Source organism: Variimorphobacter sp. HTMS_6 (assembly GCF_059717775.1).
The window spans coordinates 23,722-44,690 of the sequence record NZ_AP046094.1; the positions used below are offsets into that span (position 1 = coordinate 23,722).

29 protein-coding genes are annotated in these 20,969 nt (G+C 34.5%); 27 read left to right on the forward strand and 2 right to left on the reverse strand.

The features are described from left to right. Positions 1 to 8: 8 nt before the first annotated feature. The 11 genes from AC6IWN_RS00095 (at position 9) to AC6IWN_RS00145 (ending at position 7,940) form a co-directional block, all read left to right on the forward strand. Positions 9 to 371 (forward strand): hypothetical protein, encoded by a 363-nt coding sequence (locus tag AC6IWN_RS00095; protein WP_497989844.1) that lies wholly within the window; start codon positions 9 to 11, stop codon positions 369 to 371. Further along, a complete protein-coding gene (locus AC6IWN_RS00100; protein ID WP_497989846.1) occupies positions 368 to 685 on the forward strand; it encodes a hypothetical protein in 318 nt (105 codons plus the stop codon). Before AC6IWN_RS00095 ends, AC6IWN_RS00100 begins: the two co-directional genes overlap by 4 nt. A gap of 256 nt (positions 686 to 941) precedes the next feature. After that, the gene (locus AC6IWN_RS00105) at positions 942 to 1,349 is read left to right on the forward strand and encodes an RNA polymerase sigma factor (RefSeq protein ID WP_497989848.1); all 408 of its coding nucleotides are present in this window, start codon (positions 942 to 944) and stop codon (positions 1,347 to 1,349) included. Beyond that, positions 1,313 to 1,453, forward strand: coding sequence for an RNA polymerase sigma factor (locus AC6IWN_RS00110; protein ID WP_497989849.1), 141 nt, complete (start codon positions 1,313 to 1,315; stop codon positions 1,451 to 1,453). Before AC6IWN_RS00105 ends, AC6IWN_RS00110 begins: the two co-directional genes overlap by 37 nt. Then, complete coding sequence (locus tag AC6IWN_RS00115; RefSeq protein WP_497989851.1) at positions 1,440 to 2,657, forward strand: anti sigma factor C-terminal domain-containing protein; 1,218 nt, start codon at positions 1,440 to 1,442, stop codon at positions 2,655 to 2,657. The genes AC6IWN_RS00110 and AC6IWN_RS00115 overlap by 14 nt, the downstream gene beginning before the upstream one ends. A gap of 108 nt (positions 2,658 to 2,765) precedes the next feature. Beyond that, positions 2,766 to 3,002, forward strand: coding sequence for a hypothetical protein (locus AC6IWN_RS00120; protein ID WP_497989853.1), 237 nt, complete (start codon positions 2,766 to 2,768; stop codon positions 3,000 to 3,002). A 12-nt stretch (positions 3,003 to 3,014) separates the two neighbouring features. Further along, positions 3,015 to 3,254: a hypothetical protein gene (locus AC6IWN_RS00125; protein WP_497989855.1), complete on the forward strand. Its 240-nt coding sequence runs from the start codon at positions 3,015 to 3,017 to the stop codon at positions 3,252 to 3,254. Positions 3,255 to 3,431: 177 nt separating this feature from the next. Then, positions 3,432 to 4,463 (forward strand): ArsR/SmtB family transcription factor, encoded by a 1,032-nt coding sequence (locus AC6IWN_RS00130; protein WP_497989857.1) that lies wholly within the window; start codon positions 3,432 to 3,434, stop codon positions 4,461 to 4,463. Positions 4,464 to 4,620: 157 nt separating this feature from the next. Next, on the forward strand, positions 4,621 to 6,306 hold the full coding sequence (locus tag AC6IWN_RS00135; RefSeq protein WP_497989859.1) for an ABC transporter ATP-binding protein: 1,686 nt from the start codon (positions 4,621 to 4,623) through the stop codon (positions 6,304 to 6,306). 108 nt (positions 6,307 to 6,414) lie between these two features. Further along, the gene (locus tag AC6IWN_RS00140) at positions 6,415 to 7,410 is read left to right on the forward strand and encodes a helix-turn-helix transcriptional regulator (RefSeq protein WP_497989861.1); all 996 of its coding nucleotides are present in this window, start codon (positions 6,415 to 6,417) and stop codon (positions 7,408 to 7,410) included. Between the two features lie 164 nt (positions 7,411 to 7,574). Then, positions 7,575 to 7,940, forward strand: a complete 366-nt coding sequence (locus tag AC6IWN_RS00145; RefSeq protein ID WP_497989863.1) for a RidA family protein — start codon at positions 7,575 to 7,577, stop codon at positions 7,938 to 7,940. 95 nt (positions 7,941 to 8,035) lie between these two features. Here AC6IWN_RS00145 and AC6IWN_RS00150 read toward each other — a convergent pair whose 3' ends face one another. Then, positions 8,036 to 8,929: a LysR family transcriptional regulator gene (locus AC6IWN_RS00150; RefSeq protein WP_497989865.1), complete on the reverse strand. Its 894-nt coding sequence runs from the start codon at positions 8,927 to 8,929 to the stop codon at positions 8,036 to 8,038. A gap of 249 nt (positions 8,930 to 9,178) precedes the next feature. Between AC6IWN_RS00150 and AC6IWN_RS00155 the strand changes: the two genes are divergently transcribed. The 4 genes from AC6IWN_RS00155 (at position 9,179) to AC6IWN_RS00170 (ending at position 11,585) form a co-directional block, all read left to right on the forward strand. After that, on the forward strand, positions 9,179 to 9,739 hold the full coding sequence (locus AC6IWN_RS00155; RefSeq protein WP_497989867.1) for a nitroreductase family protein: 561 nt from the start codon (positions 9,179 to 9,181) through the stop codon (positions 9,737 to 9,739). Positions 9,740 to 9,970: 231 nt separating this feature from the next. After that, on the forward strand, positions 9,971 to 10,405 hold the full coding sequence (locus tag AC6IWN_RS00160) for a MarR family winged helix-turn-helix transcriptional regulator (protein WP_497989869.1): 435 nt from the start codon (positions 9,971 to 9,973) through the stop codon (positions 10,403 to 10,405). Continuing rightward, positions 10,402 to 10,776, forward strand: a complete 375-nt coding sequence (locus AC6IWN_RS00165; RefSeq protein WP_497989871.1) for a hypothetical protein — start codon at positions 10,402 to 10,404, stop codon at positions 10,774 to 10,776. The genes AC6IWN_RS00160 and AC6IWN_RS00165 overlap by 4 nt, the downstream gene beginning before the upstream one ends. A gap of 122 nt (positions 10,777 to 10,898) precedes the next feature. Further along, the gene (locus AC6IWN_RS00170) at positions 10,899 to 11,585 is read left to right on the forward strand and encodes a helix-turn-helix transcriptional regulator (protein ID WP_497989873.1); all 687 of its coding nucleotides are present in this window, start codon (positions 10,899 to 10,901) and stop codon (positions 11,583 to 11,585) included. Positions 11,586 to 11,590: 5 nt separating this feature from the next. Here the strand turns inward: AC6IWN_RS00170 and AC6IWN_RS00175 are convergent, their stop codons facing one another. Further along, positions 11,591 to 12,133 (reverse strand): MarR family transcriptional regulator, encoded by a 543-nt coding sequence (locus AC6IWN_RS00175; protein ID WP_497989875.1) that lies wholly within the window; start codon positions 12,131 to 12,133, stop codon positions 11,591 to 11,593. Between the two features lie 210 nt (positions 12,134 to 12,343). Between AC6IWN_RS00175 and AC6IWN_RS00180 the strand changes: the two genes are divergently transcribed. The 12 genes from AC6IWN_RS00180 (at position 12,344) to AC6IWN_RS00235 (ending at position 20,843) form a co-directional block, all read left to right on the forward strand. Next, a complete protein-coding gene (locus AC6IWN_RS00180; protein WP_497989877.1) occupies positions 12,344 to 12,562 on the forward strand; it encodes a 4Fe-4S dicluster domain-containing protein in 219 nt (72 codons plus the stop codon). 110 nt (positions 12,563 to 12,672) lie between these two features. Then, complete coding sequence (gene yfcE, locus AC6IWN_RS00185) at positions 12,673 to 13,215, forward strand: phosphodiesterase (protein WP_497989879.1); 543 nt, start codon at positions 12,673 to 12,675, stop codon at positions 13,213 to 13,215. A 410-nt stretch (positions 13,216 to 13,625) separates the two neighbouring features. Continuing rightward, positions 13,626 to 14,951 (forward strand): aspartate--tRNA(Asn) ligase, encoded by a 1,326-nt coding sequence (gene aspS / locus AC6IWN_RS00190; protein WP_497989881.1) that lies wholly within the window; start codon positions 13,626 to 13,628, stop codon positions 14,949 to 14,951. Positions 14,952 to 15,027: 76 nt separating this feature from the next. Beyond that, entirely contained in the window at positions 15,028 to 15,201 is a 174-nt protein-coding gene (locus AC6IWN_RS00195) for a hypothetical protein (protein ID WP_497989883.1), read from the forward strand. Between the two features lie 18 nt (positions 15,202 to 15,219). Continuing rightward, a complete protein-coding gene (locus AC6IWN_RS00200; RefSeq protein ID WP_497989885.1) occupies positions 15,220 to 16,101 on the forward strand; it encodes a helix-turn-helix transcriptional regulator in 882 nt (293 codons plus the stop codon). Positions 16,102 to 16,353: 252 nt separating this feature from the next. Continuing rightward, positions 16,354 to 16,692, forward strand: coding sequence for a PadR family transcriptional regulator (locus AC6IWN_RS00205; protein WP_497989887.1), 339 nt, complete (start codon positions 16,354 to 16,356; stop codon positions 16,690 to 16,692). Then, on the forward strand, positions 16,685 to 17,683 hold the full coding sequence (locus tag AC6IWN_RS00210) for a hypothetical protein (protein ID WP_497989889.1): 999 nt from the start codon (positions 16,685 to 16,687) through the stop codon (positions 17,681 to 17,683). Before AC6IWN_RS00205 ends, AC6IWN_RS00210 begins: the two co-directional genes overlap by 8 nt. Before the next feature lie 152 nt (positions 17,684 to 17,835). Continuing rightward, complete coding sequence (locus AC6IWN_RS00215; RefSeq protein ID WP_497989891.1) at positions 17,836 to 18,285, forward strand: GNAT family N-acetyltransferase; 450 nt, start codon at positions 17,836 to 17,838, stop codon at positions 18,283 to 18,285. Positions 18,286 to 18,402: 117 nt separating this feature from the next. After that, a complete protein-coding gene (locus AC6IWN_RS00220) occupies positions 18,403 to 18,915 on the forward strand; it encodes a nitroreductase family protein (protein ID WP_497989893.1) in 513 nt (170 codons plus the stop codon). A gap of 129 nt (positions 18,916 to 19,044) precedes the next feature. Beyond that, positions 19,045 to 19,581 (forward strand): flavin reductase family protein, encoded by a 537-nt coding sequence (locus tag AC6IWN_RS00225; RefSeq protein WP_497989895.1) that lies wholly within the window; start codon positions 19,045 to 19,047, stop codon positions 19,579 to 19,581. A gap of 258 nt (positions 19,582 to 19,839) precedes the next feature. Beyond that, positions 19,840 to 20,169, forward strand: coding sequence for a PadR family transcriptional regulator (locus AC6IWN_RS00230; protein ID WP_497989897.1), 330 nt, complete (start codon positions 19,840 to 19,842; stop codon positions 20,167 to 20,169). Further along, complete coding sequence (locus AC6IWN_RS00235; protein ID WP_497989899.1) at positions 20,166 to 20,843, forward strand: hypothetical protein; 678 nt, start codon at positions 20,166 to 20,168, stop codon at positions 20,841 to 20,843. Before AC6IWN_RS00230 ends, AC6IWN_RS00235 begins: the two co-directional genes overlap by 4 nt. The last annotated feature ends 126 nt before the right edge of the window (positions 20,844 to 20,969 follow it).

Genomic DNA, 20,969 nt, shown 5'->3' on the forward strand with positions numbered 1-20,969 from the left:
GGTATAATATGTCAAGAACACCGAAATTAAAGGAGCTCGTGAATACAAGATTAGGGAGTAACTATGGAAGCTGGATTTATTGTGAAAGTTGTAATGAGAATATAGGATATTTATGTTATGTTACATATGATGAATTTATATTTGCATACCAATGTAAATGTGGAAGTTATGGAAGCATACACATTTTATTTGAAAATCCAGTGGAAAACAAGATAAGTGAGAAAGAATTGGTTGCTAAGAAAAATAGGCTTTGTTGTCCATATGATGAAGCGCCTTTGTTTACTTTGATGGCAAAGAAATTAAATTATTACAAATACAAAGTGTTATGTACAAAGTGTAACACTGCTTATTTGGAGGAGAAAACATTATGAAAGAACTTTTATTAACATTATTAATTGGTATTGTGGCAGGACTGGTTGATGTTTTACCAATGATAAAAATGAAGTTGGATAAGTATTCGATTGCATCTGCATTTATTTTCTACTTAATCCTTCCCTTTATGATTTTGAACATCAATATTCTAAGTAACGTATGGTGGATAAAAGGGGGTATTATTGGATTTGGATTGGCGTTACCAGTTATCGTTCTTGTGGCTAAGGACGATAAAAAATCAATTATTCCTATGGCTATTATGTCCGTTGTATTGGGTACAATGATTGATGTAGCTGGTTACTATATGATTTAAGATTGCTGTGACATGCATCGATGATAATATCATTTTTGACTGATGAAGTTCAAGGACCCCAGGGAGGTTACCCCTGAGGTCCTTTTTCGGCTCGGCTATGAAATTTTACTTTCCGTATTTTAATTTGCGTTGCATGAAATATGTAATATAATGTAAATGATACCCCGTTTAATTTTTAAAGGTATTTTGACTGTAACATTATTTCTTTTATATAGTTATATTACTAGAAGCGCTTCGTATGAGAAAGGAGACAGATGTGGAAAAATATATACTTCGACAGCTTTATAATACATACCAAAAAGAAATATATCTATATCTGTATGCGCTTTGTAAGAACAAAGATTTGGCAGAGGATTTGATGCAGGAAACATTTATGAAGGCAATTCTATCTTTGGGAAATGAGCACACCAATATGAGAGCATGGCTGTATATGGTGGCGAGAAATCTATATTTTAGCTACAGAAAGAAGGAAAGAAGAAACATACCGCTCGATAATATCGAAGATTCATCGAATTCATCGAGTTCATCGACTTCTGATATGCTAGAGAGGGTGTTGACTGACGAACGAAAGCGTTTATTGTTCAAGGCACTTCAGCATTTAAGTGATATAAGAGAGAGATACTTACCTTGCAGTATTATGGTGATCTATCACAGAAGGAAATAGCAGCATTGTTAAAACTGACTCCTGAGAATGTAAGAGTATTGGCTTACAGAGCGAAAAGAGAACTAAAATTGTATTTGGAGGAGAGTGGATATGACATATCGTGAATTAATAGAATTGTATAAGAGTGGAAAGTTAGAAGAGAGTCAAAAGGATAAGGTCCAAAGTGATATTGAACGTCAGGCAGCAATCAGTGAATATTTGTTCAATGAAGGTGAAATTCCTGAGATTGATGATCTGAAAATTGAAAATTTAGGAATAGAGTCATCGGAAGACGAATGTAAGGGGAAACAGGATGTCGAAGCACATGAATTCATTAAAACAATTAATTCAACTATTCGAAAGGCATTTATAAAAATGGGTGCAATAATTGGTGTTGTGGTGTTAGCAATTGTAATGTTTGTAATGTTTGCAATGCCAAAAGTTGCAGATTTATTTTACTATGATCCTTCCGCGGAGGTTGTTAAAAATAAAGGCATGACTACAAATCGAATTAGTTTGGATCTGGCTATCTATTCAGAGATTTTTCTTCCGGGATATTATCGTGATAAAGTATTGGTAGACCGTAATGGATATGGAGATTATGATATAAATATATTACAGTCATCAAGCTACACAAGTGAATTTAAAAATGTAGCAGGGAAAATAGAAAAAGGAAAGATGAGATTATATGATGCAAACCTACTGAAACAGCCTACCGGGAATGCATTCATACCTGACTACCCCAATTTGCAGATTATTCACAAAAGTATGGGCCCCGCAGGAAGCTTTAAGGAGGCAAAAGAGAGATTACAGAGTTTGGATGATCATGATTATTATCTGGCTTATATTACTCTGGATGAAATTAAAAGTTATTCAAAGTTTGTAGAGTGGTGTAAAGAGAAAGAAGTTTATCCAAGCTGGTGTGCGATTTCCCTAAAGAATGATAAGCGCTATTACTTGGATGAAGCTACAATAGGGTTTCTTTATTCAAATTCATGTATTGAATTGAATTATGATAAAACTGCTTATCCGTATTTGAGCTTTTTTGATGCAAGTACAACAACAGACGGGGAGAAGAACTGGATCGTACCGAACGAGGTTATGACAACCCATGTCGTTAGTATGTTTAAGTACATGGCGAAACAAAAAGCATTTAATAAAATGATTAAAAGTGGGTACTCAGCAAAACATTATATGGAGGTTGCTGACAATGTGGCAAAAAACGGACTAAATATCTATGGGTTTACAGTCGTATCTCAGAAAAGTACCCTCATAAAAATCAGCAACGAAGATGGTGTGTCTTATATTTATACAGAAGCATCACAATAGAGAACTGGGATGAATACTAGGAGGAACGTATATAGACATACATGGAAACAAATGTTAAAGTAAAGTGAATTTTAGTTTGTGTATCATTAGGGGGAGGTGGTTTCAATAATGGATATATTATTAATAATAGCGGCGCCAATAATTATTGTAATTCTTTCGTTTTATCAAATATTAGTTCCAATAAGACAAAAGGCATTTTCAGTTATAAATAAACTAATATGTATTATTGCATTAATCGTTTTAGCAGGAGGATATCTAACTCCCCTTAGTAATTTTCTAGCAATCGCTTTATCGTTTGTTTTAATTGTAATATCAATCATATTTAGTAGAGTAACAAAAAAATAATACGGGGGATTTATGAGAAAAAAAGTAATCTTATTATCTTCAGGAATTATCGTTATTTCTACTTTGAATCAAGCTAAATTAATAAGAATAACCATTGAGAAAAGAGATGGGTGGTTATTTCGACTAGATCTTAAAAATGATAAAAAAGAGTTAAGAATTACTTTTATAGACGAAAACTTATGTAAGTTAAATAATAAGTATTATAAAATAAATAATTTGGATAATGATTTTTTAAAGATTTTCGATAAATAAAATCAGGTGACATGTAGTGGCGGTGTCTACTCTTAGGCTCTTTTTACCGGATTATATGTAAAGAACATATATGAAATGTTTACATGCTTGATAATATAGTAAAGATATCATATAATTTATTAGATAAGCATCGAATAATCAATGCAAAACATAGAGCAGTTTATTAAGGAGAAGGGTATGCAAGATAAAATAATAAATAAGATGGATCCAATCTTTGAAACAATTGGGCTGCTTTTTGTCAGCTATAATCTGGAAGAAGTTAAGAAAGAGATGATAAAATCACTTTCGGATTTGGGATTTGATGGAGAACAGTTTTATTCACAGAACTGTAAAACTTATGATAAATATGTACAGGTCTTTTTAAAAAACAGAGTGGAAAATAGTGATTCATCTATCTTTTTTAATGAAAAAGATTCAAACTACATTCTGATACTCCTGTCCCTGATTATTGACAATAAAAGTTGGTACACAACACTGGATTCACTTACCGAGGATCAAATTAATACTCAGATTACTCGTATTTTTGATACAGTTTTTGAGAATGAAACGAGTAAGGAGATTGCTCATTCTCTAGAGGAGATTATTCTTTATTTGGATAATAGTGATCTGCAATCAGATGCAAAATGGAAGTTGCTTCGCATTATGCAGAATCCTGTAAAATATATAAGACAGATGATTGGATTGGTAAATTCCAATATGGATGCCTATTATAAAGCCGTCAGTGAGGTAAATGCTCCGCTGGAAAAGCTACTTAATCAGTATAATGGAATGGAAATTAAATCAGCAGATAAAAAATTTTATGAAATAAAAACAGCAGTTGCAGAATCCTCTGTAGTATATCCATCCCTCATATTCCCGGTATCGAAAATGTTGTTTGAAAAAAGCAGCTATTATGGACTACTTAGTGAAAAGGTAATGGAAAATGGTAAATTACGTAATAATTCTAAGGAGTTGTTGTTGCTAAAATTAAAAGCGTTAAGTGACAGCAGTAAACTGGGTATAATTGCTTCGCTAAAAGTCAGCCCTAAGTATAACTTAGAAATAGCACAGCAGCTAGGACTAACAGCAGCGACTATGTCCCATCATATGAATGCGTTGTTAAACTGTAGTCTAGTTGGTGTCGAGAAAAAGGATGGTAAGGTATATTACCATTTAGACAAGGAAAATCTACAAGCGTTGATTAAAGAGCTGGAAGCCACATTGTTATAAAATTGGAAGAAGAAATAAGAAAAATTCCCTGCTAAGGCAGGGAATTTATTTTGGCAATATATTAGATGAATATCAAATATAGTTGACTAATATAAAATATTACTATATGATATAAGTAATATAAATTAGATGATAGTCGAATATATGGAGGTTGTTTATGAAAGTGTATCTAAAGAGAAATAAATTAATATTAGTAATCACAGTACTGCTTAATATCATAAGTTCGGTTACGTCAGTATTTCTGGCAAAAATTCTTCAAAAAGTAATTGATATAGCCATAAGTGGAAACATGTCCGGATTTAAGAGAATGCTGTTAATTACATTAGTCTATATCCTTGCACTAGGCACCATCAGCTACCTATATTCCTTGAGCAGTAAACTACTTACCAGGAATCTGACAAGGATGTTAAGGCAAAGAGCATTCTACGGGATAATGAAAAGAAATACCAGGGATTTTGCAAGTGTCAATACAGCCGATTATATTTCTGCATTTTCAAATGATATTAAATTAATTGAAGAGAATTATATTGTTCCGGCATTGATGGTGCTTCAGTATGGAGTTATGTTTATCGTAACCCTCATCTTACTCTTTGATATCAGCCCTTTGATTACTTTTTGTCTAATTGGGTGTATGTTAGTCATGTTCGTTATTCCAGGACTTTTAGGAAGATCCTTGCAGATAAGGCAGGAGAACGTATCAAAGCAATTCTCTATCTTTACATCTAGACTTAAGGATTATTTTTCCGGTTACGAGGTTATTAAAACATTTCAGATAACGAATCATATAAAAAAAGAGTTTACGAATGAAAATGATAAGGTTGCAAATACCACCTATCAAGCGGGAAAATTATTTGCCTTGAATGAAAGTATTTCTGAAATCCTTGCCTATCTTACTCAATTTTCCGGCTTATTTATCGGTGCATATCTTATTATAGATGGAAAGATAACCGCAGGTACTTTAGTTGCATTGATTCAACTCTCTGCTACATTTGTAAGCCCTGTTATGATGATTTTGCAGAGTGTACCAAAAATTAATAGCATTGTTCCGGTCATTAAGCGGATGCAAGAACTGTCCGATTATTCGGATACATCATTTGAAGGAATCCTGGATCCATCGTTCACTGATAAAATTATATTCAAAGATTTATCCTTTGGCTACGATGGGGAACATCAGGTTTTAAAGAATGCAAATCTAATACTTAAAAAGGGTAAGAAGTATGCAATTGTAGGGGAAAGTGGATGTGGCAAGACTACACTGGTTAAGATTCTTACGGGAACTTATTCAACCTACACCGGAGATATTACATACGACGATATAAATATACGTGATCTAAATATTGATAAAATTCAGAACATGGTTTCAGTAATACATCAGGGGATCTACATGTTTGATGATAGTGTGAGACAAAATATATGTTTATATGATGATTTTGAAGAGAAGGAAATTGAGGAAGCATTAATTGCGAGTGGGGTGGACTTATTCGTTGAACGTATGCCGGAGGGTCTTTCATCTAAAGTAGGTGAAAATGGTTCCAATCTATCAGGAGGACAGCGACAACGTGTTGCGGTTGCGAGGGCATTAATCAGACATAAACCAATTCTTATCCTTGATGAAGGAACATCAGCTGTTGATATGCAGACTGCTTATGATATTGAAAGTAGCCTGCTTGCATTGGAGGATCTGACGCTGATTACAATTACACATAATATGAGTGCAGATATATTGGGAAGATACGATGAGATTTTATATATGGAAGATGGTGTTGTTGCGGAGAAGGGGAGCTTGGCTGAACTGTTATCAAAACAGAGTAGGTTTTGTAATTTTGTAAACGTTAAGAAGTAATAGGGTTTAAATTAAGATAATTTTCTGTGTTTGTAATTAAATGTAATGAATGTTATTATATAGTTACAAAAATTTCTTGCTTATTGTGAAAGTAGGTATTGATTATAAATGCATCATGAGTTACTCTGTGCTGCATTGACTACAGCAGTAAAAGAATATTTCCAGAGAGGAAATGTATATCGAATGAAAATTGAGAGATTGCTTGCAATTACTAATTATTTGCTTTCAAATAAAAGAGTTACAGCCCAGACGTTATCCGCACGATTTGATGTTTCAACCAGGACGGTAATGAGGGATATTAACACACTTTCCTTAGCTGGGATTCCTGTGGTTACCTATTATGGAGCAGACGGAGGATATGAAATACTTGACTCATATAAATTAGACCGACAGCTAATGAGTGGAAACGATCATTCGTATATCCAGATGGCATTACAAGGCTTGCAAACGGCATTTGATGATAAAGAACTAAATGATACGTTGGAAAAAATGCAGGCGATTGCCCCGGATTGTAATACTGATATTGTGTTGGATTTTGGAGCGCTTAAGGAAAACAGCAATACCAATGAGAAATTAATTCTTTTGCAAAGAGCGATTAACATAAGACAAAAAGTCAAATTTTCATATACAAATGCGGATAACAAAGAACAAGAGCATGAGGTGGAGCCGGTTGCTGTTATGTATAAATGGTATAACTGGTATCTATTATGCTACTATCCAAAATATGAGGATTACCGAATATTTAAACTATTGAGAATGGGAACACTCACTCTTACAGGAGAGAAGAATAGCAGGTTACATAGTGTGGCAGAGGCAAAAAGAAGTTGGGAACAGTCCGAGCATAAGCAAAAAAATATCATAGTGAAGTTACTGTGTAATAATAGCGCTAGGGCTAAATGTGTGGAATACTTGAATGGAATAATTATTGAAGAAATGGATGGCGGAGAATTTCTATATGAGATGACTGTACCGGAAAATGAACATTTTTGGTATGGGTCATTATTAGCTTTGGGAAATCAGGTCAAAGTTATTGATCCGCCGGAATTAATTGAAAGAATCTGCTTGCATTGTAACGAAATGTTAAAACATTATGAAGAAGTGTGACATACAGATGTCACACTTCTTTTGTTATATTTGGAGTATAGGAGGGAGATAGGTAACATAATAAAGAATTGATAAAAGAAGCAAGAATCAATTCAAGTTTATTTTGGAACTTATATTTCCTGTACCGTGTTAAGACTATAATAAGGAATGGATGGAGGAGAGTTATGAGTAGTATTATTCGAACGAACGTGAATGAAGAGTTTGCATATTCAGAAATTGTGGAGGCCGGTGATTTTGTGTTTCTCAGCTTTTGTGTGGGGAATGTAGGTGCCACGGTTGAAGACCAGGTTCATGGAGCATTAAATGATATGGAGAAGCGTTTGTCAAAGATAAATTTATCTCTGGCAAATGTAGTAAAAATGGATGTGTTGCTGAAGGATGCCTGGAATATTCCGGTTATGGAAAAGGTATTTAAGGAACGCTTTGCGGGTGTTTACCCTGCAAGAAAAACAATACAGACAGAATTTGCGCATATTGGGGGGCCGGATGGTTTGCATGTTCAGATCGATGCGATTGCATACAAAAAGTAATACATGTTCTTTTTAGAAAAGTAATAGGTTTTACCTCTCAGGATATTTCTCTTGGGAGGTTTTATCCATCACAAGATGAAGTTGTAGCATCTGTGTTAACATTTGTTTCTAACAATAAATTCAACCAAAAAATCCTTGAATAACTTCGCAGAGGAAGACAAGTCTGCACTTTTTTTCCATCCTAAATAAATCGTTCTATGGCAGGGTTTTTCTTTGGCTCTTAAAACAGAGATATCTTCCGCTTTGATAACGGTGGAGTGTGGGACAATCGATATCCCCAGGCCGGCACTTACAAAGCCGATAACCACCATGCTATTATCATTGGGCTTAAGAATAGACTTGGGCGTCAATCCGTGACTTTCATAAAAAGTACTTACTTTTGCTTTGATTTTCTCTGAATAAAATATAAAATTCTCATCCTTAAGATCTAGTAGAGATACTTCTGTTTTATCAGATAGTGGATGATTTTTGGGCACAATAATGACAAGCTCATCCTGTTTTACTGGGATGGACTCGACATCTCTAATTGAGATATTATCATCAATATCATCATACAAGCCCAAATCAAACTGCCCATTCACCAAACCTTTTAGGATGTTTTCTATTCTTTCCATGCAATATTCAAATTTGATATTGGGATAGATATCTAAAAACTCACCAACCGCTTCCGGTATCAGTCTGGTTCCTGTCGTGTAGAGAGAAGATATGGATATCGTTCCGCTATCAGGATTAATCATCTCATTCAGTTCATTAATTCCATATTCTATTTCGCTCAGTGCAGCTTTTGTATGCTTAAGAAATACATTTCCATAACGGGTTAAACGAATATTTCGACCACGCTTTTCAAATAATGGTACTGTTAATTCTTCCTCTAGTTTGGCAATTGCCTTACTTAAGGCTGGTTGTGATACCGATAGATTGTCCGCAGCTTCAGTAAAGTTCTCTGTCTCTGCGATTGTTTTAAAATATTCTAACTGCTGCCAGTTCATTATACATCCTACTTTCTTGTGATAATTTGAAATTTGGGTATGTTTAATCTATAACTTTTAGTTATTGGATTGATAAAAAGAATTATCTGGACTCAAATTGAAAATACTGTTATTATGACGTTGAATTGAAAAATCATACAGTAACTTGTGTGCTAATTATAAAATAAATTTATAGATTAGTCAAAATAATACTTATGGTTGAAGCGCAATTAACAAGATATTAATTCATTATTTGAAAGGAGAATGTTTATGAACGAAGTAATTCAGAACATTTTAACAAGAAGGAGCGTCCGATCCTTCACAGAGGAGCAGATATCTGATGAGAACTTAAATATACTTTTGGAGACAGCGAAATATGCTCCAAGCGGAATGGGAAAACAGGGGTGGCATTTTACTGTTATTCAGAATAAAGAGAAAATGGATCAGTTGATTTCTGCTGTTAAAGAACAGATGCTTAATTCTGCAGAAGAGCGTTTTAGAAAAGTAGGTAGCAATCCGAATTTTAACCCATTTTATAATGCGCCGACAGTAATTATAACTTCATATGATAAAAATGCGGCAACAATTGAAGCTGACTGTGCTGTGGCGCTTGAAAATATATTTTTAGCAGCTAACTCACTTAATATCGGTTCCTGTTGGATTCATATATTAGCTTACTTTGGTAAGGACCCTAAGGTAAGAAGTATTCTTACAGAGCTGGGCATTCCGGAAGATTATGAGGTATCCGGCTCTGCTGCACTGGGATATAGCAGTATGCCTGCTCCGGCAGCAACTCCAAGAAAAGAAGGAACAGTTAATATTGTAAAGTAATGCGAAATTAGTTCAGTGCTATTGTATTGTTTGGCACCCTTACATCAACAACGAAAAGTTGTGAGATTAAGGGTGCTTTTAATATGTATCAAACATCGAAGAAAAGAATAAAATTGTTGCTTAATATAGTTTTATTAACAAAATATGGTTGACATTCACAATACGAACAACTTATACTAGTAAGTATACTTACTATATGCGTTTTTGAATGATTGTATAAGGAGTGATAATGTGGAAATTAAGAATTCTTTAGGGTATTTACTCGGAGCCAGTACCAGACTTATAAAGAGAAGTATGGATAAAAATTTAGAGGATTACGGAATTACTACCTCACAGTGGGCAGTTTTAAAACTCTTATCAGAAAAAGATCAATTAACGCAAAAGCAAATTGCGGATGAACTATCCAGTGATAAGGCTACCGCAGGAGAAATTATTAAATTGCTTAATAAAAAAGGTTATGTTGAAAAAGTTATTAATAGCATAGATAAACGAGCTTTCATTATTAGATTGACATCTAAGGCAAAAGTTATTGTGAAAGAGTTAGAAAGCAAAGGTATTTTTATTAACGAATATGCATTAAAAGGTTTTAGCAGTGATGAATCGGAGCAGCTAAGGAATATGTTAAATAGGATTATAGCGAACATGGGTGAGGAGGTAATAAAATGAGTTGGGGACATGAAATTATAAGAGCACTTTTTCTTGCATTCGGGATGATGCAGATACTCACAAACAGTTCCTATTTAGTTCGTAAAAACGGATTGGAATTTGCTAGAAAGCAACATGGCGAGATACCTAAGAATGTTGATAATAGAAAAATAAAAATCAAAGTAACTGCTATGCTAATCGCTGGAATCTTATTTTTTGGAAGTGCAATGATCAGTTATTTGTTCCATAGTTATATACGAAATCTATTTATTTTATGTGCTAGTATATTTGCTTTATACGCCATCATAGAAGCTCTTTATTATAAGTATTGGAAGACATTTGGGTTTGCCTTTGTTACAGTTATTTTATTAATTATCTGTATAATGCTGTAGAGAATAGATAAGGATTGCAACTTCAGGTAGCATAAGTTATCGAGGCAGCGCATGGAGGTTGGTGTACTTCTTATATCGCATTAGCTATAATATCTTTATCAAATATATAAGGAGATGTTGATATGAGTTTCGGAAAGAACTTGCAGTTTCTTAGAAAATTACACAAAGGAATGACACAGGAAGAGTTAGCAGAAAAGATGGGTGTGTCGAGGCAGACGATATCAAAATGGGAGATGGATGGCGCTTTTCCTGAGATGGAAAAAGCCATGGCACTAGCTAAATTATTTTCCTGTACATTGGATGATTTATTGATGCAAGATGTAAGCTTTGACAATGATGCTTACACGAATATTCGTGTAGAAAGTGTACCTTCTTTTCGTTTTGTCCAATATGCGGTTATCAGTATTGAGCCGGAAGATGATGCCAAAAGACATGTTCAGGAATGGGCAGAGGGTAATGGAATGAAACAGCCTGAGATAATTGGGTGGGATTTTCCTCATGTGTCCCAAGAGCAAGTTAATGTATATCACATGCACGGCTATGCAGCTGCTTGCATTTTGCCACCAGATTTCAATGCAACTGATTCCGAGATTATTACACAACCAACTCAAAAATACACAGTCATCACAATTAAAAATCCATTTACTGCACCATTCACATTGATACCGAATGCGTATAAAACATTGATGCGCTATATGGATATAAACGGCCTGAAACATAGACAATTGAAAGATGTTTTACCATGTTTTGAAAAAGAGTATGAGAGAGATGGTATCACTCATATGGATATCTATATTGCTACTGAATAGAATGTTCACCCTTTTCCATTCTTATTTAACAAAACAGTATTACTGAAATCATTTAATAACTGAATGAGAAATTGCAACTCGGAAGAATCATAATTTATCAAAAACTCATTTATCTTTAAATTTGCTTGTTCATGCATCGTCTGATGAAGGTAAAAAAGTTCTTTACCAAGTGGTGTTATAGTAAAAATTGATTCTTTTTTATTATCGGGCAAAGATTCCTTTATAATAAACTCTTTTGAAAGTAATTTGGGTATTATTTTTGATACGGTACCTTTTGGAATATTGGTGTCCTTCGATATGGTTATACTATTGACGGGCTCAAGCCTTCCGACCGCGTCAAGTACATGCAGCATAACGATGGTCATGTCACTGATTCTTTCAAACAATACAGGATTGCTGCAATGTGATAATACCCAGTGCTTTTCATCTTCCATTCCGGATGTATGCATCATAAGCAAATCAGTAAATTGTTTTTTTATCTCGTGAACAAGTTCAAGTTTATCTTCATTATTCAAAGTCTTATTGGTTTGATCTAACTTACCTGACATACTAACTCCTCCTTAATATTCAATATGCGTTATCAAAAGTATAACACATATCCTACAATTCCGTAAATATATATTGTTTCTTGGAAACTATATTGACAATTCTCAAATATACTGATAATATAGTTTCCGAGAAACAATATCGCATTATATGAATTTACTTAACTATTACCTGATGAATATCATATAAGATTGCATACAAGGAGAAATGGCATGAACAATTTTTTTATTAATATTGCAAAGAGAATTAAAGGAGACCTACATAACGATTTAAATAAGTGCCTGTATTGTGGTAAATGTCAAAGGTGCAGATCAAAAGCAATTACAGTTGATAACAAAGCAAAAGTTTGGAACTGGATTGATGAGAAATGTGTAAGATGCGGACACTGCATTGTTGAATGTCCGGCAAAAAGTTTAAGTTTTAAAAAATAATCCTGATGTAGTGAAAAATTAATCTTGCCCATCACATATTGCTTTGAATTTTTTTTAAAATAGTATATGATGGAAAAGAATTGTATTTTGAAATTGCAAGGAGGAACAACATGAAACTATTTTTTATATCTGACATACATGGTTCGTTACATTATTTAAAGAAGGCACTTGAGCAATATGAAAAGGAAGCAGCAGACTATATCATCATTCTTGGCGATGAGCTATATCACGGTGCGAGAAATCCACTACCGGAAGGATACAATCCCAAAGAAGTGGCGGTATTATTAAATTCCTACGCGGATAAAATTATAGCGGTAAGAGGAAATTGTGATTCGGAAGTTGACCAGATGGTTCTGGAATTCCCTGTTATGTCAGATTACTCTACAATTTTATATGAAGGTAGAAGAATATTCTTAAGCCATGGTCACATCTACGGACCGGATCATCTACCTAAACTTAGCAGTGGTGATTTATTCGTGTATGGACATACGCATATACCGGTAGCGGAGAAAAAAGAAGATATCTATGTAATTAATCCAGGATCGATCTCCATGCCGAAAGAGAATAATCCGAATACTTATGGTGTTTTAGAAGGACAAACATTTCAGATAAAGACGCTAGACGGAACTATGTTTAATGAGATCGAATTTTAACCTTTAATATGAATTTTACATTTTCACTTGATGTTTCATAAGTTATGTGATATATTTCATCCAATAATATATGGAGGTAGCTGTAATGAATCAGAATCAACAAGTTAGTTTGTTGAATAGGGACGACGATTTATAGCGCTTGTAACTGTGATGAATCATAGGTGCAAGCGCTTAAAGTGTTGTGCCTATGTGGATAGTCTATAGTAGGAGCCACATTGGTAATTTATTTTACTAGTGTGGCTCTTTTTGTATCTAAAGATAGAATTGTATTGCGAAAGGGCAGGGCTGAATTATATAAGAGCAGACCTACTTTGTTATAGAGGAAAGGTTGTGATCGCATGGGGCATATAGATTATGTCCTTATGGATTTGAATTTTGCACGAAAATTATAAATCCAGGAGGAATAAAAGATGATAAGAAGAATAATTGGTAAGATAGAAATGGCGGTAGAAGCCGAAGAGATAAAATATCATATAGGTGAGAAGGTTAAATTACAGGGCAGTATTTATAAAATCAGGAAAATGACTGAATTCGCATTTGTGTTAGTGAGAACTAAGAGAACAGTAGTGCAGTGTATTTATTCATCTGAATTTTCAAACTTCTCTTTAGAAGAGTTAGTGGAAGAAAGCTGTGTGGATATCACAGCATACGTAAAAGAAGAGCAACGTTCGAAATCGGGCTATGATCTTCAATTACTGGATGTAGAAATCCTATCAAAGCCAGAGGAGCAAAGTCCGGTTGTTATTAATAATAAATATGTAGATACTTCGATTGAAACGCTACTTGATTTTAGACCTATTACGTTGCGAAATGAAAGACAGAGAGCGATATTCAAACTGCAGGAGGGGATTGTATTCGGAATCCGCGAGTTTCTAAGGAAGGAACGGTTTACGGAAATTCGAACTCCTAAGATAGTTTATGCCGGTGCCGAGGGTGGAGCTAACATTTTTTCATTAAAGTATTTTGAGAAGGAAGCTTATTTAGCACAAAGTCCACAATTTTATAAGCAGATGATGGTTGGAGTTTATGAAAGAGTTTATGAAATTGCTCCTGTATTCAGAGCAGAAAAGCATGATACTTCGCGACATTTGAACGAATATACGAGTGTTGATTTTGAGATGGGTTATATTCGCGAGTTCGAAGATATCATGCAGATGGAAACCAAGATGCTACAAGATGTCGTTAAGTATATCAAACATCATTACAGCGATGAAATTCAATTACTAAAGGTGAATGTGCCGATTATCAATGAAATTCCCGCAGTGAAGTTTAGCGAGGGAAAGGAAATGGTTGCGAGGAGATATAAACGACAAATTATAAATGAGACGGATATGGAGCCGGAAGAAGAGAAATTACTCTGCAACCTGATCAAAGAGGAGACGGGAAGTGAGTTTGTATTTGTCACACATTATCCCAGTAAAAAGCGCCCGTTTTATGCGATGGACAATATGGAAAACAGAGAAGAAACGCTAAGCTATGATTTGTTATTTCGTGGGGTTGAAGTAACAACAGGAGGTCAAAGAATCCATTCCTATACAGAGCAAATCGAAAAGATGCAAAAAAGAGGGATGGATATCAGTCAATTTGAAAGCTATCTGATGATGCATAAATATGGCATGCCACCTCATGGTGGATTGGGTTTAGGGTTAGAACGCTTTACGGCTAAATTACTGGAGCAAGATAACGTGCGATTATCAACTTTATTTCCAAGAGACCTACATCGACTAATTCCGTAGTAAGTGAAGAAAGCAAAAAAAGTCGAGTAAATATTTTCTTGTATGATTACAATGGATTCACAAAGGAGGATCGATTATGCAAGAAATATTAATAATGGAGAGGAGGTCAAAATCTTATCATGGGAATAAGAATATGAAAGTTGCAACATTAGGATTACCGCTTCACAATATTACAATTTCTGTTATTATTACATTAATAGTAGCAGTGTCATGTATCACTGCTTCGGTAAAATTATTTAAATGGGAATAAAAAGTGGGGTGCAAATGCATGCATGAGAAGATTGAAGCAGTTCAAAGGATGCAGGATTATATTAATGAACATTTGGACGATGACATTACATTGGCAGCGTTAGCAAAGGTTTCCTTATATTCCCCGTGGTATGCTCATCGTCTGTTTAAGGATTATACCGGATTAACGCCGGCAGACTACATCAGAAGAATAAAGTTATCAAAGTCTGCGCTGAAGCTAAGAGATGATGGAAGGTCCGTTACCGATATCGCATTTGAACTGGGATTTCAGAGTGTGGAAGGTTATCAAAGAGCGTTCCGGCGTGAGTTTGGCTGTAATCCGAAGGAATATGCAAAGCATCCGATTCCTATCTACTTATTTATCCCCTATGGTGTTATTTATAATGAGATTCGAAGAAACCATAAACGTATTGAGGAGGAGACAGACGTGTACATTCAGATCGTTCAGAAACCGGAAAGGAAAGTATTAATTAAACGAGGAATTAAAGCAGAAGATTATTTTGCTTACTGTGAGGAAGTGGGCTGTGATATATGGGGGCTTTTAACAAGTATCCCTTCGATTAGCGGGGAACCTGTATGTATGTGGTTACCAAAGAGCTATCAATTACCCGGAACAAGTGAGTACGTTCAGGGGGTAGAAGTGTCCGTTGATTATGATGGAATTATTCCGGTTGGTTTTGATACAATTATATTACCGGAAGCAGTATACCTGCTATTTCAAGGAGAACCTTTTATGGAGGAGGAATACTGTGCAGCAATTGACGGTGTGCAGGAGGCGATTAAGCGCTTTGACCCGGAAACCAGAGGATATCAGTGGGATGAAGAGAATCCAAGAATTCAGTTAGAGCCGATTGGAAGTAGAGGGTATCGGGAGCTGGTTGCAGTTAAGGCCTTACCGTAATCTTGGGTGTATATTGATTGATGGTTATTATAATGAGAGAATTAGAAGCTTAATTATAATGAGATTTAAGTTGAGTTCTGTTGGATGCAAAAAGATAGGTAGAGGCTATAACTACCTATCTTTTTGTATGCTATAGGAACTACTGATAAAGTACATCCAAATTTTTCTATACTACTTGACAATACCAAGTATATTGTTTATTATCTTACTAGTTGTTATAACCAAGTAGTCAATGAAATGAGGATGGTGACTGTGGAAGATACACAATTACTGAAAGGAATACTGGAAGGATGCGTTTTATCCATTATTAGTAATGGCGAAACATATGGTTATGAAATACTTTCTAAGTTATCAGACCATGGTTTTCATAATTTAATAGAAGGAACGTTATATCCGGTCTTAACTAGAATGGAGAAAAGGGGCATGATCTCCTGCAGGGTTGGTAAGTCTCCGTTAGGACCCAAAAGAAAATACTTCTCAATAACGAAGGATGGAACAGAGTATTTGGAGAATTTTATCCTACAATATCAACTAATAACCGGAATTGCGAATCGAATATTTGACGAGAGGGAGAATAAGAAGAGTGAATAAGGATTATGAGAACTATGTACATCAGCTAGAGGGTAGCTATAAAGAGTGCTTTATTCAAATTGAAAATATTTTAAAAGAATATCCGTTTACACCTGAGGATTATGATAATGCAATATCAGAATTATTAGATATTGTACTGTGTGCTCAAAAAGATAGCAAGTCATGTGAAGATATATTTGGTAAAAATATTAATGTATTTTGCAAGGACTATGTGAATGCACTATTCCCTTACATACAGATATTTAATATATTCTCACTTGTAATGTATGGTGCATCGATTCTACTCTTGTTTTTTGCTGCAAATGCAGTTATACATAAATTGACAGGTACGATACAGAGTATAATGCATGACAAAATTAATGTTATATATTTAATTGGATTTGTAACAGGTATTATTGCAGCAGAGATTAATAGCTTTTACAATAAATCGAAACTCCGTCCGCAATCATCACAATTTAATAAGAAGCAGCGAAATATCATAATTGCGTTGATATGGATTGTAGGGGTCATAATAAGCATTGTATTGGATGAGCTGAACATTGCCTTGATGCTTGGCTTAGTAGACATATGGCCAGTGCTGGTAATGATTATATTACTTGGTTTTTCGGGATGTGTTGTTGTAAAAATATTGGAAGGACGTAGCGGAAGTACACTCGATGAAAACATAATAAAGGCATTGAATAAAAACTATAATAACAAACATAGAAAAAAGGGATGGTCAGAGCAGAAATTTATAACATGGCATAGAAGATTCTACGCAATTTGGTTTCCTGTGATTATTATAGAGTTTTTATTATTAATGATTCTATCGCTAATCACGATTTCTCTTACCTTCTTCCATAGCGGGACAGTTGGCATATTGATCATCACGATAGTATTATTGGTTTATGTCTTTTTCTTAACGGCAATTGTTTCAGCCTTAGTTGAGAATAAAAAAATAGCTCGTAAGTTGATGGAGGGTAGTATCAAGCTTAATAACGAGATGATATAATTGGTATTAAAGTATTAAGCGAAATTTACTCGGCAAAAAGGAAAAGTAATTTGATTGGATGATGTAAAATAGTTATTCCGTTAATACAATTTATTATTGATAACTGTCAAGATAAAAAAATAAGAATATTCATGATATAAGGGGGCGAAAATATGATAATAGTACATGTTGGTTATGATGATTTACCTGAGATTTTAGAACTACAGTATCTTGCATATCAAAGTGAAGCGATACTTCATAATAATTTTCGTATTCAGCCATTGATCCAAACTATTGAAGAAATGACAAATGAATATCATAATGGAGTATTTTATAAAGCCGTAGATGAAAACGGTAAGATAATAGGCTCTGTTCGTGGCAGAGTTCACAACAGCACGTTATACATCGGTAAGCTTATGGTTAATCCCTCTCATAGGGGTCAGGGTATTGGAACAAAGCTGCTTCAGCATATAGAAGCGGAAAATCCAAATTTACGAAAAGAGCTATTTACAAGTTCTCAAAGCGAGAAAAATATCCGACTTTATGAAAGGAATGGATATAAGAAGTTCCAAGTGAAAGCCACAGGAGAAGGCTTTGACATGGTATTTCTGGAAAAAGAGTAGTACCCGAAATGCAATTATAACTTACCTTTTGGTAACTAGGTTACCAAAAAGTGCATACTTGATAAGAAACGTAAATCAAGTTAACGTATGTGTAAGTATATTTTAAGGAGGTTATTTATGTCAGTGTTGGATATAGCCAAGAAGCGTTTTTCTGTTCGTAAATATGCAGATAAGAACGTAGAAAAGGAAAAACTTAATAAAATTTTGGAGGCTGCACATGTAGCACCTACTGCCGCAAATGCGCAACCTGTAAAGTTATTCGTTGTACAGAGTGAGGATGGGCTAGTGAAATTAGGGAAAGCAGCGAATGTTTTTAAAGCACCGGTAGCTATCGTTGTATGTGCAGATAAGTCAAAAGCTTGGAAAAGACCAATGGATGGAATGATCACAACAGATATTGATGCATCTATCTTAACAGATCATATGATGCTCGAGGCTACCGAACAAGGCTTAGGCACAGTTTGGATCTGTTATTTTAAAGCTGATGTTTTAAAGCAGGAGCTAGAGCTACCAGAAAATCTGGAACCCATTAATATATTAGCGGTTGGTTATAGTAATGAGCCACAAGCAGATATAGATAGACATAGTAAGACGAGAATATCGTTGGACGAATTAGTAACTTATCTGTAAGGTGCAGGAGATAGACTATTATACCATTCTGTTTGACTTTAAGGTTTCAAGTAAGATATAGTTGAATATAGTGGTTAACAGATCAATTAATTAATGAGCATGTCAATGTAACAACTAGGAGGCAGTAAAATGAAAAAAGAGATAGAAGTTTTAGACTATGCAAATGTGATATTGAATGAGCTAAAGAGCGGTGTTTTATTAACAACTAAGGCAGATGATAAAGTGAACTCTATGACTATATCCTGGGGTACCTTAGGAATTGAGTGGACAAAACCAATTTTTACGGTGTTTGTTAGAGAAAATCGTTTTACTAAACAGTTGCTTGATAAAAATGGTGAGTTCACGATTAATATTCCATATGGAGAATATGATAAAAAGATTCTCGGCGTGTGTGGAACAAAATCGGGACATAACATGGATAAGGTAAAAGATCTTGGCTTAACCCTTGTGGAATCGGATGAAGTATCCGTACCTGCAATCAAAGAACTTCCCCTTACGCTTGAATGTAAGGTGGTATATAAGCAGAAGCAAGAGGCAAGTGCTATGACAGAAGAGAATAACACAAAATATTATCCTCAAGACGTAGATAGTACCTTCCACGGTGCAAACAGAGATTATCATACTGCATATTATGGTGAAATCGTTAAAGCATATATCATAGAGTAATATTAAATCAAATGTATGGGTGCTCCCAGTCTTTATAGGCTGGGAGTACCTTTTTTATGTTCGTTATTTAGTGCATCTAGATAGGGAGGGGTAGATAGCGAATCTTAGGCATGCCAGAAATTTTACTCGCAAGATCACTTTCCGGTTAAGTGAATAATTATAGTAAATTTTGGAAATGTATATTGACTTCATACCTACCTTGCAATACAATATACATATACCTTGTAATACAATATAGTAAAAAGAAGAGGTGATGTATTGGATAAAACTCAAATATTAAAAGGAATCCTTGAGGGATGCATCCTGCAAATTATTGAACAGAAAAGTACGTACGGTTATGGAATATTAGAAAGCTTAAAGAAAAAAGGCTTTGTAGATATCACGGAAGGAACGATATATCCACTTCTGATCAGATTAGAAAAGCAGGATGTGATATCAGCACAGCTGAAACCCTCTCCACTCGGACCAAAGAGAAAATACTATGCTCTTACTGAGAAGGGGAGAGATGAATTAGAGTCGTTTGTTAATGAGTGGAATAGATTAGAACGAAGTGTTAACTCAATTGTAAATGGGGAGGGGAAGCAATGAGTGAGGTAAGAAAAATTAAGTCTCAGTTAAATAGAGACAATAAGAGATTATATATCAAAATGTTAAATTATATTTATGCAAATGGCGTTAACACAAAAGTTTTGAAAGAGATAAAATTAGATCTTGCCGGTATGCTGTTAGAAAATCAAGAACGGGGCGAAGATGCGGTATCAGTTGTCGGTAAGGACTACAACAAATTCTGTGATGAATTAATTGAGAATTGTCCTAGAAAAAGGCTGATAGATTATTTAATAGAATTTTTACTGACAGCTTCTATTGTGGTTGCGTTAGGGTTGCCGTGCTTGTTTTTAATTGCATTAGTTGATCCTACTGAGGACGCATTTACAAACAGATTATTCTATATCAGTAAACCGTTTATGTTTAGCTTGATGTTAACTATAGCTTGTTCAAGTACTTTTGTAACATTCATAAATCAAAAGTATGCATTCAATAAAACGGTAACCTCATTATACTTTCTAATTTATTTTTCGATTTCTTTATTTGGATTTATCATTATAAATATGGTTGTAAAAAGATTGATTGGGAAGGAAGGGGTGCTTCAATTTAATGTTCTAATCGTTGTAGCTATCGCCTGCATATGCCTTCTTTTAACATCTTTGATAAGAGAATGGAGAAGTCGTAACCAGATGAATAAATTTAAAGATGTATATTAGCAGTTTAGATAATTTTATCTTTACTCATGCAAACATTTCCTATTATTTTGAATTTTGACACTTAGCCCTACCACTTTCATAACATTCACCACTGTTTTTGCGGGATTACATTGTCTCTGTATTCTT

Bases quoted from the DNA above. Each gene is read 5' to 3' on its own strand.
- AC6IWN_RS00165 (WP_497989871.1), top strand. From the start codon at position 10,402: ATGAGTTGGGGACATGAAATTATAAGAGCACTTTTTCTTGCATTCGGG.
- AC6IWN_RS00220 (WP_497989893.1), top strand. From the start codon at position 18,403: ATGTCAGTGTTGGATATAGCCAAGAAGCGTTTTTCTGTTCGTAAATAT.
- AC6IWN_RS00215 (WP_497989891.1), top strand. From the start codon at position 17,836: ATGATAATAGTACATGTTGGTTATGATGATTTACCTGAGATTTTAGAA.
- aspS (WP_497989881.1), top strand. From the start codon at position 13,626: ATGATAAGAAGAATAATTGGTAAGATAGAAATGGCGGTAGAAGCCGAA.
- AC6IWN_RS00100 (WP_497989846.1), top strand. From the start codon at position 368: ATGAAAGAACTTTTATTAACATTATTAATTGGTATTGTGGCAGGACTG.
- AC6IWN_RS00145 (WP_497989863.1), top strand. From the start codon at position 7,575: ATGAGTAGTATTATTCGAACGAACGTGAATGAAGAGTTTGCATATTCA.
- AC6IWN_RS00095 (WP_497989844.1), top strand. From the start codon at position 9: ATGTCAAGAACACCGAAATTAAAGGAGCTCGTGAATACAAGATTAGGG.
- AC6IWN_RS00120 (WP_497989853.1), top strand. From the start codon at position 2,766: ATGGATATATTATTAATAATAGCGGCGCCAATAATTATTGTAATTCTT.
- AC6IWN_RS00150 (WP_497989865.1), bottom strand. From the start codon at position 8,929: ATGAACTGGCAGCAGTTAGAATATTTTAAAACAATCGCAGAGACAGAG.
- AC6IWN_RS00130 (WP_497989857.1), top strand. From the start codon at position 3,432: ATGCAAGATAAAATAATAAATAAGATGGATCCAATCTTTGAAACAATT.
- AC6IWN_RS00140 (WP_497989861.1), top strand. From the start codon at position 6,415: ATGCATCATGAGTTACTCTGTGCTGCATTGACTACAGCAGTAAAAGAA.
- AC6IWN_RS00115 (WP_497989851.1), top strand. From the start codon at position 1,440: ATGACATATCGTGAATTAATAGAATTGTATAAGAGTGGAAAGTTAGAA.
- AC6IWN_RS00135 (WP_497989859.1), top strand. From the start codon at position 4,621: ATGAAAGTGTATCTAAAGAGAAATAAATTAATATTAGTAATCACAGTA.
- AC6IWN_RS00155 (WP_497989867.1), top strand. From the start codon at position 9,179: ATGAACGAAGTAATTCAGAACATTTTAACAAGAAGGAGCGTCCGATCC.
- AC6IWN_RS00200 (WP_497989885.1), top strand. From the start codon at position 15,220: ATGCATGAGAAGATTGAAGCAGTTCAAAGGATGCAGGATTATATTAAT.
- AC6IWN_RS00175 (WP_497989875.1), bottom strand. From the start codon at position 12,133: ATGTCAGGTAAGTTAGATCAAACCAATAAGACTTTGAATAATGAAGAT.
- yfcE (WP_497989879.1), top strand. From the start codon at position 12,673: ATGAAACTATTTTTTATATCTGACATACATGGTTCGTTACATTATTTA.
- AC6IWN_RS00125 (WP_497989855.1), top strand. From the start codon at position 3,015: ATGAGAAAAAAAGTAATCTTATTATCTTCAGGAATTATCGTTATTTCT.
- AC6IWN_RS00225 (WP_497989895.1), top strand. From the start codon at position 19,045: ATGAAAAAAGAGATAGAAGTTTTAGACTATGCAAATGTGATATTGAAT.
- AC6IWN_RS00235 (WP_497989899.1), top strand. From the start codon at position 20,166: ATGAGTGAGGTAAGAAAAATTAAGTCTCAGTTAAATAGAGACAATAAG.
- AC6IWN_RS00195 (WP_497989883.1), top strand. From the start codon at position 15,028: ATGCAAGAAATATTAATAATGGAGAGGAGGTCAAAATCTTATCATGGG.
- AC6IWN_RS00180 (WP_497989877.1), top strand. From the start codon at position 12,344: ATGAACAATTTTTTTATTAATATTGCAAAGAGAATTAAAGGAGACCTA.
- AC6IWN_RS00170 (WP_497989873.1), top strand. From the start codon at position 10,899: ATGAGTTTCGGAAAGAACTTGCAGTTTCTTAGAAAATTACACAAAGGA.